The organism is Nocardia sp. CS682 (genome assembly GCF_004634405.1).
Classification (GTDB): domain Bacteria; phylum Actinomycetota; class Actinomycetes; order Mycobacteriales; family Mycobacteriaceae; genus Nocardia; species Nocardia ninae.
The window spans coordinates 1,752,242-1,765,118 of the sequence record NZ_CP029710.1; the positions used below are offsets into that span (position 1 = coordinate 1,752,242).

The following is a 12,877-nucleotide window of genomic DNA, read 5'->3' on the forward strand; positions in this document are numbered from 1 at the left end:
CCGCTTATCAAGCGGGCGTTTCTTTTTCGCGCTCTGTCACTTCCGCACCGGTTGGATCCGCGCCTCCGCTCGCGCGGGCTCGCTCCGATGCGCTGCCCGGACACCTACATCCGGAAATCACCGATCGTCGGATCACCGAACATCCCGTGCTGCGGCGACTTCAACGGCAACGGACTGAGCATGTCCTTGTGCCCGTTACGCACACTGCAGTACTTGAACGGCCCCTTCGGGTCGAACAGCTTCGCCATGTGCGGGTCGGCGTGATCGAGGAACCACACGCTCAATCCCGTTGCCCCGTCGAGCCGGAAGTGCTCCCACGCCCGCCACATCGCGTCCAGGCGGGCGATCGCCTCGGCGTGCTGCCACCACTCCGGGCACCACACCGTGTCGCTGAGATCGGTGACCTGACGCCGGTACACCAGACTCAGATAGTTCTCCACGAACTCGACCACGCTCGCGTAGATCATCGGCTGCTGCTGCTGTTCGGTCACGGCCGCACCTCGCTAGCGCTCGGCACCGCCGCGACCGACGGTGCTGCGTCTGAGATTCGCTCGCTACGCTCACTCATGCCCGCGCCTCACCGGCGCGCGCCGGGACCGATGGTGCTGCGTCCGAGGCTCGCTCGCTGCGCTCGCTCACAGGGGCCTGACCTCCTCGATCTTCCCGAATTCCGGCGGCGGCGTGCCCTTGCTGAGCGACGGCGTGCCCGGAATCAGGTCGGTGATCTCCGTCTTACGCTGCGGATCATGGTGTGAGATGGACTGCTTCACCTCGGCAGCGTACTCGCCCTCCCACCACGGAACCGTCCGAACCAGTACCGGCGGCGCGCCGGACGGGAAGACGATCACCCGGCCGCGCGGCAGCTGGGCCAAGGCCTGCACGCTGAACGTCTTCGACGACCCGAGCGAACGCGAATAGCTCTTGCCGCCTTTGGATTCCGACACCGAGGCGGACACGACCTCGTAGTCGCCGATCGCCTCGGACCGCTCGCGCAGGAAGTTCGTATCGTCCACCCCGCTGCCCAGCACCTTGATGTTCGCGGCGGCCCACAGCGCGTTCATACCCGGCTCACCCCAGCAGCGCACGCCCTGCGCCCACGACTGCAGCACGGTCATCACCACGATGCCGCGCGAGCCGAAGTGGCTGTACTGCTTGGGCAGATCCTTCCAGCGCACCACGTTCGCGGCCTCGTCGAGCACCGCGAGCAGCGGAATGGCCAGCCGGCCACCGGCGGACTGCGACGCCTTGCGCATGGCCACATCGATGACAGCCTCGGTCAGGGCGCTCACCAGCGGCGCCGCCGAGCCGCGACCCTCCAGCGAGAGGCTGTAGAGGGTGCCGTTGCGTTCGATGAACTCGAGCTCGTCGAACTCCCTGCGGTCGCCGCCGCGGGTGATCCACGGGTGCACGTTGGACAACTTGAGGCAGCGGATCATCTTCTTCGCGGTGCCGAAAATGCCACTGCGCGTACGGGCGTCGGTGTTGTACTGCGACGACAGACCCGACGCGGTGTAGTGATGACGGGCCGCGCGCAACAGCTCGATGGGCTCGGTGTCCTGCGGGTTGGTCACCCATTCCCACACCTGCACGATCGGCCTGCTGCCGTTGCGGTCACCGACCGCCGCGGCCAGGAACAGCCCGGCGAGCAGATCCTCGGCCTCGGGGTCGAAGAACGCGTCGGTCTTGGCGTCGGAGCCGTCGTCGCCGTCGGCGAAGTGCCCGGCCAGCCGCGCCGCCCGCATTTCACAGCCCTCGCGGCGGGCGTCCACCCAGGCCAGCGGATCCCAGAACCAGCTGGGCTCCTCCCCCGCCACACCCTGCGGGTCGAACACGAAGGTGGGACTTCCCTTGGCCTCCCGCACATCTCGGGTCGCGTCCACCACGTCCCGCTTGTTGGAGGTGGCCAGCACCGGCCCGATCGCGGTGAGGATCGCCGGGATCACCCGGGAGGTCGACTTGCCCTGCCGCGGGCCCCAGATGTCGAGGTGCAGATCCTCGTAGGAGCCGTACAGCATCTGGCCGTCGGCGATCCCGATGCCGATCGGCACGCCGGGCACATCCTCGGTGCCCAGGCGCACGCCGAGCTGCTGGGCCTTCTCCCGCACACCCTTCGCGGTGAGATGGGCGATGGCGCCGCCCTGGCCCATCACATTGGCCTTCTCGTCGACCGGCAGTACGCCGACGGACCTGCGCTTCTTGAGCTGCCTGCGGATGAGCACCCAGGCCACCACCGCCGCGACCACGATCAGCACGATCACCGTCGACGCGCGCGGCCACCGCAGATCACCGCGGATCAGGTCCGCGACGATGGCAATCGGGTTGATCGGGATCGACTGCGTCGGGAACGACAGCATGTTGCCCAGATGCAGCGACAGCCAGAGCGTTCCGAGGATCGCGAACCCGGCGTATAGCAAAATGAGGGTTGCGTCCGGCCCGATCGCGGCCGGATCTTTTACCGGCTTCTTCGCCATGGCTGCCTCCTCTTTCTGTGCGGAAATGTCGTGGGGTTCAGCGGAACGCGTCGAGCCGCCAGCCTTCGGGCGTGCGCACCACGGTGGCGATGACCGTCGCGGGCGGCAGCGTTTCCTTGCGGCCGTTCGGGTAGACGACGGTCTGCTCGATGCCGATCTTGAACTGCTGCATGTTCGGGTCGCCGCCGCTGGGCGGCTTCTCGCCGGAGGCGAAGGTGAACGCCTCGACGCGGGCCTTCGCGGCGGCCCAGTCGGCCCACTGCAACGTCGTCCGCGGCGTCTCCAGTCCGGTCGGCGAGCCGTCCAGCATGCGAACCAGGCTGGGGCCCAACCACTTCCGGGCGCGCGTCAGCGACGTGCCCTGGGCTTCGGTGGCCGGCTGCCAGGTGTAGATCTCCTTCAGCGCGGCCACCGCGACGCCGTCGGGCGTGACCGGATCGGGGGCAGGCACCCCCTCGAGCAACCGGGTCGTTGACGTAGCCGGGGACGCGCCACCGGATCCGGTGTCCGCGCCGTCTCCGCGACCGCAGGCCGCGCCCAGCATCGCGACGCTCACCACCAGCATCACCACCAGTTTCGCGCGTACCTGTGCCGTGTCCGATATGCGGCGGGGCCCGCCGCTCCCACCGCTGTTATTCCAGGCTAACCGCATCGACCGACAGTGCGGCAGTCCCGAGGTCGCGTGTTCGGATTCGTTGCCCGCGATCACAACACCCTCCTCGCCCGGCTGTCCCCCGGCACCTGCACCTCGCCGACGCCACCGCCGCCACGCGTGCCCGGCACCGCCTGGATCATCCGACCGTTGCCGGAGTAGATGCCCACCTGTGCGGGCCCGCGCGGGCCGAACGAGCTGAACACCAGATCCCCCTCTTGAATCTTGCTCATCGGCACCTCGACACCCGCCTCCCACTGCTGTTCTGCGGTGCGCGGCAAGGTCACCGAACCGGACGAGGCTGCGAATACCGCGGCGGCGGTCAAGCCCGGACCGTCCAGTCCGCCACCGCTGGGCCCCTGCGGGCCACCGCCGCCCCACACGTACGGGGTGCCGAGCCAGTCGTGCGCGGCCTCGACGATCTGACTGCCACCGCCGCCCTCCTCGGGCGCGAACCGGCCGAGCGCGCCCGGCGCGCGGTACTGCGCCTCCATCGCGAGAATGTTCGCCACGTAGGGCTGGGTCTCGGACAGGTGCGCCGCCACCCGATTCGGCATGCCGCCGGAGGCGAGCACCGCGCCCTCACCGGCGTTGTAGGCGGCCAGCGACAAGGCGGTGATGTCGCCCTGCACCTTGCCCTCGGCCTGCCACTGCGTGATCTTGTTGGCAATGGCGCACATATAGCGGCCCTGCCCGATGATCGCGTCACCGTCGTCCCACACGCTCGCGCTGCCGTTGCCGTCGGCGTCGATCACATAGGGCTGACCGTCGTCCGGGTTCACGCTGACCGCGGTGGTCGGCAGGAACTGCGCCAGACCCTGCGCGCCCGCGGGCGAGGTGGCGCCGCGGCGGAAGCCGGACTCCTGCTTGCCTTGTGCGGCGAGCAGCGACGGGGTGATCTGCGGGCAAATGGAACCCGCCCGGCGATACCAGATTTCGAGCTCCGGCGGCACCTTGCCCGCGGCCAAAGCGCCGCCCGCGCTGCCGAAACCACGAGTGCAGCGCGGATCGCTGGAAAAGGCCTGCGCGCCACCGACATCCGGGGTCGGCGCGCCGTCCAGCCAAGGCAGCGGGTCGATCTGGCGGCCGCCGGTGAACCGCCCGCCGGGGACGATCTCGAAATGCAGGTGCGGGCCGCTGGATTCGCCAGCGGAGCCGACCTGGGCGATCGGCTGGCCCGCGGTCACCGTGTCGCCGACGCGCACGTGCACGCCGGAGTCCCACATGTGGCCGTAGACGGCGGAGTAGGCGCGGCCGTTGGTGTCGATCGAGTCGACGACGATCCAGTTGCCGAAACCCGATGCGGGCCCGGCGGCTACCACCCGGCCGTCGGACACCGAGTAGATGACCGTGCCGTCGGTGGCGGCCATATCGATGCCCAGGTGCTTGCCGCCGCGCGCGCCGAAGACATCCGACACCGTGAAGGTCCCGGTGGCCAGCGGCAGGGTGCGCCGGATCGGCCCGGCACCGGCGGCCAGCGACGGCGCGCCCGAGCTGGTCGGGTTCTGCGTCCCCGACGGCGGCGCCGCGGCGGCGGGATTCGCCTGGGTGCCTGAGGGATTCGCGCGCGGATCACCCGGCGCGTAGCCACCCAGCGGCGGCAGATTCGATTCGGTGCCGAGTATCAACGCGCCTTCGCACGGGTCGTCGACCGAAGGCAGCACGATGACCACCACGAGGGTCATCAGCGCGAGAACCGTGACCAACGCTCCCCACAGCAGCCCCTTCCCGGTCACCGCGGCCTCGCCGGGGCAGGCCCTCCACGCCCACGCGTCACCGCGCCGGATGCATTGAAAGCCCACCGCATCGGCCATGGCGACCGAAGGGGACCTTCGGTCCGGCAGCGGTGCGGCAAGCCTTCGATCGGCGCGAGGTTCACTGCCCGCGCCGGGATTCGTTGAGGGTGTCGGCCAGGGTGCGGTTCATCTCCGCGGCGGCCGCCAATTGTTGTTGCAGCAGCGCCACTTTGCGGCGCAGCGCGGACGCGTCCAAGCGCTCCAGGCTCGGGCCCTCGGCCGCGCGCACCCAGTTGCGCACCGAGTTCGTATGCACGCCGATCTGTTCGGCGACCACGCGACAGGCTTCCGACTCGCTGCGCATCTGCCCGGTGAGCGCGACGACCTGCTGGACAGCGGCCTGACGCACCTCGGGCGACACCCGGCGGTAGGAGCGGTGTGGCATCATCCGACGCACCTCCTGGTGGGCAGGTGCATCGGTAAACCGGATCTCGGCTGATCTGTCATGCGGCGCTCCCGCTCGGCGAATCCGTCCCTCGGGCAGTCGATTCGGTGAATTCGCTGAACCGCTGGTTGGTGTCGTGAATGCCGCTCTCCTTCTCCGAGAGCGTGAACTCCATGTGGAACGGAATGCCGGGGCGCCGATCCTCGCCGATCTTCAGCAGGAACTTGCCGGTGCCCGGCGGCGACGGCCGCTGCTGGCCCGGCTTGAGGGCCTCACCGGTCAGCGCCTGCGGCGCCGACCAGCCGGTCACCATCTGTTCCTCGGCGGAGGTGAACGGCACGATGCTGTCCAGCCGCTTCACCTCCTCGCCGGGCAACGCGCCGAAGATCTTGGCGCGCGCGCGTTCCAGGAAGCCGAGCGCCTTGGCGATCGCGGCTTCGGAACCGAGGGCCTGCAAATCCTTGATCGTGTGGCTGATCATGATCAGCGAGGTGGCGATGCCGCGCTGCAGGCGGGTGAGCTCGTCGACGCGGTCGACCATGAAGTCGCCGAGGCCGAGCACCTGCCACAGCTCGTCCATCACCACCTGGAAGTAACGCTGCGGCCCGAGGTCGGCGTCGGAGAGCACGTGCGCGGCCTCGACCGAGGCGAACCCGTCGGCCCAACAGGCCAGCATCACCGCGGCTTTGAGCTTCTTGTCGCCGGTCGGGATGTGCGACACGTCGATGCAGACCGCGACCGCGCTGGTGTCGATCGGCACCGAGGTCTGCCCGTTGAAGATCGCGCCGAACGGACCCTGGGTGAGCGCGCGCAGCGAGCGACGCAGGTTCTTGATCGCGTTCTGATACTCGTTCGGGTCGTCGGCGCCCGCGTCGAGCATCAGTTCCTCACCGCCCGCGACGATCACCTCGAGCAGATGCTCCATGATCGGCGGCTGGTCCGGGGTGTAGCCGCTGCCCGGCTGGTAGAGGATGCGCAGCGCGGTGGCGATGAGCGTCTCCTCGAAGTCGCGCACCCTGGCGCCGCGGACCAGCTCGACCAGACCCGCGATGAGGGTCACCTGGCGGGCCCGCAGGTCCTGCAACACCTGAATCTGCAAGGCGGGGTGGTCGTCCAGGCGCGGCACCACCGCACCCAGCACGCCCGCGGCGAGCGGGTTGAGCTTGCCGTGGCCGTAACCGAGGTCGATCACCTGGCCGCCGACCAGCTCCACCATCTTGCGATAGTCCGGCTTGACGTCGGCCAGGATCAGCGGCGTGATGCCCTGGGCGATGCCGCCGAGCACGATCCGGCGCACCAGCGACGACTTACCGAAGCCGTTGAGACCGAGCACGAAAAGGCTCGGTGCGGTGATGAAGCTGCCGCGCATGAACCAGTTCATCGGGTCGAAGCAGACCGGGGCGCCGGTATGCAGGTGTGAGCCGAGCGGGGTGCCGATCAGCGGCGCACCGGCGCCGACCGACCACGGCCACAGGCCGGCGACCTGCGCTGTAGTGGCCCGGTATTCGACCGGGCGGCCGACCACGTTCATCCGGCCGCCGCCCTCACCGGCGTAGCCGCGATCGGTGAGTTGGGCGGTGCTGCGGTCGAATCCGTCCTCGAAGACCTGCTCGGCGCGCGCGGCGTAGTTGCGGCGCCGGATGTCGTCGGTGCGAATCCGGAACTGCGCGAAGGCCGCCCGCAGGCCGGTCTGCTCGCGGACGATCATCTCCAGCTTGGCGCGGGTCTGCTCGTCGAGCAGCGGCGGGCCGGAGTTCTTGCGCCGGTCGGCCTTGGCTTTGGCGCGCAGCGCCGCCTTGTCCATCACCGGCGTGCCCATGGCCCGGTCGGCGGTGTAGTCGGTCTTGGTGGGGCGCTGCGGGTTACGCGCGGCCCGCGAGCCGTTGCGGTCTCGCACACCCCGCTCCGGCTTGCCGCTGCGCGCCGCCTTCTGCGCGCGCGGGTCCGCCTTCTGGCCGCGCTGCTCCGAGCGCGCCGGGCGCTCGCCGCGCGCGGCCGCACCGTCGCGAGTCCGTGCGGGTCGCTCGACCGCACCGTCGCGGGCGCGCGCCGACCTGGCCGCGTCGCCGCGTGCCCGGTCCGAACTGCGCTCGCCCCTGCCGTTTTCGGCCCGCATCCGGTCACCGTCGGGTCGCGCCCGATCACCGTCGGCGCGCGACCGATCAGAACGCGACCCGTCCGCGTTGGCGCTCTCGGCCCGCGCCCGCCGCTCGGCCGCCGCCCTGGCGCGCTCGCGCTCGGACATCTCGTCGAGTCCCGATCGGTCGTCGCTCACCCGCGCCGCGCCCCTGCCGAATCGCCGTGGCCGGTCCGGCATCTCCTCGATGCCGGAGCGTTCCCGCACGCCGGGACGGCGCCTGCGCTCGGCCGGTGGGCGCTCGCCCCACTCGTCCTGCTCGACGACCTCGTCGCGCCGGGACGCGGGCTCGTCGCCGTCCCGTTCAGAGCGCTCGCGAGCCGCGAATGCGCGAGGCCGCATGGGTGGCTCGTAGTCACGTGCCATGAATCGATCACCCCGCCAGTGCCTTCGGAATAGTCGCGTGCTCCGGCAGGATCACCCCGCAACCGAGCGAGGCCGCGAAGGCCGCCGCCTGGTAGCGGTAGCACCGCCGGATCTTCAACCGCGCCTGCGTCGACAGGTCGCGCGTGATGGCTTCGATACGCGGCAGATCGCCGCGCAGGGGCTCGGTGATGGTCACCAACGCCCCGAAGCGGGTCACACCGTGACCCCGGGCTTGCTCCTCACGGGCCTGCTGGGTGGCGCCCACCCGCAGGGTCGCGGCCGCGGAGACCACGCCCCGTTCGCTCTGCTGGGCCACCAGCGCGTTCTTGAAGTCGTCGTCGACGATCTCGGCGGCGTCGGCGGCCGAGTGCGGCCGGTAGACGATCGCGATGCGCTTGCGCGGCACTTCGGGATTGGGCGCGAGCAGCCGTTGCAGCACCCGCTCGTCCACCGCGCCCTCCGGCGCCGCGTCCATCTCCCAGGTGACCGAGCGGCCACCGTCGTGCACCAGGTGGTCCCACTTCTCGTCGTGCGAAACCGGGCCAGCGTCAGCCCAATCCAGGCCGTGGCCGTCGGGTTCGCTTGCGGCGACTTCCAAGTCGGCCTGCGAGGCCGGGTCGTAGCTGCGCCGGATGAACGAGATCACCTCGTCGGCCGACATCGGCTGGGCGCGCACGCCCGCCTCGGCGAGGGCCGCGCAGATGCCGGGCAGGCGACGGCCGATCTCGACCGCCTCCTCGGCGGGGTTCTTGCGGCGCTCGGCGGTGGTGGCCTTGAAGGTGATCGCGACCCGGGGCAGCAGCTGCACCCGCTCCTGCGGCAGCTCGGTGGCGAGCTCGTACATCACCTGCTGGGCCAGCTCCGGCGCGTCCGGCCGGGTGATCGTGGAAACCTCGGTGAGCAAACGGTTTCCGGTCTCCGGCACGGTATCGATCACCGGCACCACCGCGACGATGTCGCTGGTCTGGCCGACCGAGGCGAGGAAGGTGCCCCACGCCGACACCCAGCGGTCGATCACCGGCTGGTCGACCGCCTCGTGGCCTTGCGGCCAGGCCCGCAGCACCACGGTGTACTGGGCGAACTGCGGCAGGTGGATCATGCCGAAGCTGTAGCCGCCCGCGTCGATGCCCTCGTACAGCTTCGACGGCGCGAGCAGACCCGGCAGTCGGGTGACGCCGCCGGGGATCCGGGAGAACCGGCCACCCCGGTACACGTGCTCGCCGCGCTTGCGCGAGCGCATCCAGTTGAACATCATCAATCCCGTCTCGTAGCCCGAGCGGCCCCCCGTCCGCCACACCAGTGGAACCATCACCACGACGCCGGTGACGCCGACGATCAGACCCCATTTGAAGCCGCCGACCATCGCGGTGATCAGTGCCGTGATCACCACCACGAAGCCGATCACGGTCTCCTCCCAGCGCAGGCCGAAAAGGCCTGCGCTGCGGGGCTTCTGCCACAGCCCGTACGAGCGACGCTCGTAGGTATCGTTCGTCGTCATCGTCATCGCGGAATGGTGCTCCTCCCGAGGTCGGGCGATCGATTCGCCCAACGGTCACCGGCCACATCACCCATTGCCTGATCCGCACGGTTCAGGCTGCTCGTCGCGGCGCGGGCCGCGCCGATCCGGCCCGCCGCACGTGTAGCACCGGACGGTACTCCCGCCGCGCCGCCGGGCCCGGAGGCGCGCGGTGCCGCACCGCCGGCGGGGCCACCACCACCGCGTGGCGGGGTCGGGCGTGGTGCGCCGCTGCCGCGGCCGCCCGCGCCACCCGGCGGGCGTGGACCCGTGCCGCTGCCGCCGACGTAACCCGGTGTGCCCGAGGCCGCAGTGCCTTTGACGCCAACGGCTTTGGTGCCCATGGCGCCGAGTGCCCCGGCGGCGAGCAGGGTGCCGCCGGTCGCGGTGAGACCGGAGCCGCCGCTGCCGACGATCGCGACCGCGGGCGTGACCAACCGCATCAGCGCGGGCAGCACGAACGCGACGCTGCACAGCAGCACGATGGCGACCAGCATGCGTTGCGCCTGTTCACCATCCGGCAGATTGTTCACCGGGGTCAGCGAATCCACATGTCCCGCAGTGGTGAACGCGATCATGTACACGATCGCGGCCACCGGTTTCCAGAGCATGAACGCGATGATCCAGCCGATCAGCTTCTGGTAGGACTGTTTTCCGACATTCATCCCGGACGCGGCCGCCGCCAGCGGCAGTACACCGGCCGCGATGATCAGCAACCCCTGCCGGACGATGGCGAGCACGATCTGCGCGAGCGCGCCGAGCAGGCCGACGACCGCGATGATCAGCACCAAGCCCGGCGAGAACGCCTGAAGTTTACTGGTTTTCACCATCAGCTCGGCCAGGTCCTTGGCGTTGCCGTTGGTCGAGTCGTTGATGATCCACTCGGAGAAGCGATCCGAGGCCTGGGTGCCCGCGACGATCACCGCGCCGAGCATCCAGGAGCTGAACACCACTCTGGCGAACATGCGGAACGATTCGGCGGCCTCGTTCATCGTGGCCCCGCGTCTGGCTTCGGCAAGGCGGGCGCCGGACAGGATCACCGAGGCTATCAAGAGCAATATCTGAGCTTGATAGGTGTAGTCGTTGATCTTGGTGAACAACGAACCCGAGTCGCTGGCCGCCTCGTTGGGCACCTTCATCCAGAAGGTCAGCGCCAGGATGATGGCCTCGCCGAGGCCCTTCATCAGCGAGTCGACCACCTTGCCGAAGGTCGAGTCCCACGCCTTGTCCTTGACCGCGGTGGCCGCCTGGCCCGGATGCGAGGCGGCGTTGCCCGCCTTGCACGCGGCGGAGGCGGCGTCGCCCAGCGAGATACCGGGCAGGCCGACATTGTCGAGCGTGTCGTGGATCTCGTTGCACGTCTCGTCGAAGCCGTACTGCTGTCCGTAGGCCACGGTCGGCGTCGCCATCATCACCGTGAAGATGACCGCGAAGATCGTGAGTATCCGCCTCACCATTGTGTGCACCCCTCGCTGCTCCGCAGGACGGCCATCAATTTGTCGTCGAGCCTTTCCGATCGTGCTCACCATTTCGTCCACCCGCCCAGCGATTCGATGTACTCGGTTTGTGCGGAGTTGGACGTCGAGGGCTTGAGTCGCCAGTCACCGGCATCCCAGACCATGACCAGGCGGATCGCCGCCCATAACTGTTTGCCGTCGACCACCGGCCCGCGCGAGGCGAGCCGGACGATGGCCAGGTCGTCGGCGTAGTCATCGACCTTGAACGCGTCCGAGGCGATGAAGTATTTGGTGACGCGCTCGGGCTGCTGTTCGGGCAGCCGGTCGCCGGCGAGCGCCTTGTCGTACGCGGCGATCTGCTGGGCGGAGACGCGCACCTGGGTGACGTACAGATCGCGATCGGCCGGACGGGCGTTGAGCCGGTAGGTGATCTGCGCCGCGGCCAGCACCGCGCCCTGCGGCGTGTGCGAATAGCCAACGGCCAGACCGTCTTCGATCCGGGTTGGCCCATCCGAGGTGGAGAACGGCACGGAGGCGCCGTACACCCGCTGCCAGCCGCGCGGTCCGGTGGTGCCTTCGGGCGCCTGGGTCAGCCAGTCACTGTCGGACGGCTTGCGCTGCCGGGTGGGATCCTGCGGAAGTGGTTGCCCGGCAGGGTTGTTCGGCACGTCGACGCGCCTGCCGAGGATGTCGACCTCGGGGGCGGCGAAGCCGGTACCGCCCGCGGCCTCGGCGGGTGCGGGGCTGCTGCCGGTGGCGCTGCCGCCGTCGTCGCGGCTGATGTAGACGACGATTCCCGCGATCACGATGAGCGCCAGCACGGCTGCGGACGCGACGGCACCGAAGGAGACGCGATCGCGCGCGTAAGACTCCTTCTCTGTCACTGTGGTGCCTCCAATTTCACTGTGCCATCAGGTATTACATCGATCGAGTCGATCGGTCTCGCGGTAGCGCCCGGGTCGGGCAGCCGTAACAACCAGTCCTGACCGACCCATTCGACGGTGGTGTGGTTCACCGCCTTCGAGCGATCGGAGTACTCGGTGTGCACGTCGACGGTGCTGCGCTGATCGGTGTACCCGGTGATCCGATAGCCGAGCACCCGCGGCGCGTAGTCGGGGGTGGCGGGCCCGGTGATGGACAGCTGGATCCGGTTGATCGCCCACTCGTCCTTCGCCGGTCCCGGAACCACTTCCCGCGCAGCCACTTTCGCCCACTGGCTGTCGGTCGCCACGGCCAGCCGCACCGCATGGTGGATCGCGGCGACGCCCGCGCCGCGCGGCGAATGCTCGAAACCCGTTGCGGCGCCGTCGGCCACCGACTTCGGGCCCTGCTCGGTGTGCGGCAGCGGCACGCCCTGGAACGGCTGCCACCGCACGCCGGTCGGCGCCGCCGACAGATCCGGCCCGGCCGGCCCATCGCTGCCGCCGCAACCGGCCGCCGCGATCAGCAAGACCGCGCCTGCCGCCCCCGCGGTCCCCCTGCGCCTGTTCATGTCGGTAGGAACGCCAGCGCGATCCCCGACGCTGTGCTCGCCACTATCGCCCCGAGCAGGCTCATCAGCACCCCGTGCGAGGCGTCGTTCATCGCGAGATCGTCGCGGAAGGCCAACCACAGCTTGCCCGCGGACACGATCATCCACGCCAGACACACCAGCAGGACGAACCACAGCAGCCAATTGATCAGCTGCATCAGCGGTTGCAGTACCTCGGCGGGCATCTGTTTGTAGGCCAGCAGCTCGGCTGCCGACGCGCGCACGGTAAATATTCCGGACATCAGGTTCCAATAACGGCGTTCATGATGGTGCCGGCGCTGGTCGCGACGACGCCGCCGATCATGGCGCCGGCCACCATCTTCGGCGATTCGAGCCCGCCACCGGTCCACTTCTCCCACGCGAACTTGCCGCCCGCGTAGATGATGCCGGTGATGCCGGACAACAGCACGAACCAGGTGAGATAACGCACCAGCTGCAGGATCTTCTCCGATCCGGGGGGCGCCTCGGGCGTCGGGTTACCGACCTGCGCGAGTACGGTGCCGTACGTGTCCTGCACGGCGAGGAGAATCATGCTCATCGGGTGCCTTTCTCGAAAGTAGTGGGGT

The 12,877-nt window shown here is 69.4% G+C and carries 12 protein-coding genes; all 12 read right to left on the minus strand.

Translation table 11 applies throughout. The annotated features are described in order from the left end of the window. Positions 1–104: 104 nt before the first annotated feature. Positions 105–491, minus strand: a complete 387-nt coding sequence (locus tag DMB37_RS07590; protein ID WP_223885542.1) for a DUF4913 domain-containing protein — start codon at positions 489–491, stop codon at positions 105–107. Between the two features lie 144 nt (positions 492–635). Continuing rightward, complete coding sequence (locus tag DMB37_RS07595; RefSeq protein WP_107658001.1) at positions 636–2,471, minus strand: type IV secretory system conjugative DNA transfer family protein; 1,836 nt, start codon at positions 2,469–2,471, stop codon at positions 636–638. A gap of 37 nt (positions 2,472–2,508) precedes the next feature. After that, a complete protein-coding gene (locus tag DMB37_RS07600) occupies positions 2,509–3,123 on the minus strand; it encodes a hypothetical protein (protein WP_135232096.1) in 615 nt (204 codons plus the stop codon). 53 nt (positions 3,124–3,176) lie between these two features. Next, positions 3,177–4,808: a peptidoglycan DD-metalloendopeptidase family protein gene (locus DMB37_RS07605; RefSeq protein WP_240772496.1), complete on the minus strand. Its 1,632-nt coding sequence runs from the start codon at positions 4,806–4,808 to the stop codon at positions 3,177–3,179. A 190-nt stretch (positions 4,809–4,998) separates the two neighbouring features. Then, positions 4,999–5,307, minus strand: coding sequence for a transposase (locus tag DMB37_RS07610; RefSeq protein ID WP_135232097.1), 309 nt, complete (start codon positions 5,305–5,307; stop codon positions 4,999–5,001). Between the two features lie 55 nt (positions 5,308–5,362). Then, entirely contained in the window at positions 5,363–7,807 is a 2,445-nt protein-coding gene (locus DMB37_RS07615) for a hypothetical protein (RefSeq protein WP_135232098.1), read from the minus strand. A gap of 7 nt (positions 7,808–7,814) precedes the next feature. After that, positions 7,815–9,311: an SCO6880 family protein gene (locus tag DMB37_RS07620; protein ID WP_370465349.1), complete on the minus strand. Its 1,497-nt coding sequence runs from the start codon at positions 9,309–9,311 to the stop codon at positions 7,815–7,817. Then, positions 9,308–10,780 carry a hypothetical protein gene (locus DMB37_RS07625; RefSeq protein WP_135232099.1) on the minus strand — a complete coding sequence of 491 codons (1,473 nt, stop codon included), beginning with the start codon at positions 10,778–10,780 and terminating at the stop codon, positions 9,308–9,310. Before DMB37_RS07625 ends, DMB37_RS07620 begins: the two co-directional genes overlap by 4 nt. 65 nt (positions 10,781–10,845) lie before the next feature. Further along, positions 10,846–11,664 carry a hypothetical protein gene (locus DMB37_RS07630; RefSeq protein WP_135232100.1) on the minus strand — a complete coding sequence of 273 codons (819 nt, stop codon included), beginning with the start codon at positions 11,662–11,664 and terminating at the stop codon, positions 10,846–10,848. Further along, a complete protein-coding gene (locus tag DMB37_RS07635; RefSeq protein ID WP_135232101.1) occupies positions 11,661–12,272 on the minus strand; it encodes a hypothetical protein in 612 nt (203 codons plus the stop codon). The genes DMB37_RS07630 and DMB37_RS07635 overlap by 4 nt, the downstream gene beginning before the upstream one ends. Next, the gene (locus tag DMB37_RS07640) at positions 12,269–12,553 is read right to left on the minus strand and encodes a hypothetical protein (protein ID WP_135232102.1); all 285 of its coding nucleotides are present in this window, start codon (positions 12,551–12,553) and stop codon (positions 12,269–12,271) included. The genes DMB37_RS07635 and DMB37_RS07640 overlap by 4 nt, the downstream gene beginning before the upstream one ends. Next, positions 12,553–12,849, minus strand: a complete 297-nt coding sequence (locus DMB37_RS07645) for a hypothetical protein (protein WP_107658008.1) — start codon at positions 12,847–12,849, stop codon at positions 12,553–12,555. The genes DMB37_RS07640 and DMB37_RS07645 overlap by 1 nt, the downstream gene beginning before the upstream one ends. Positions 12,850–12,877 lie beyond the last annotated feature (28 nt).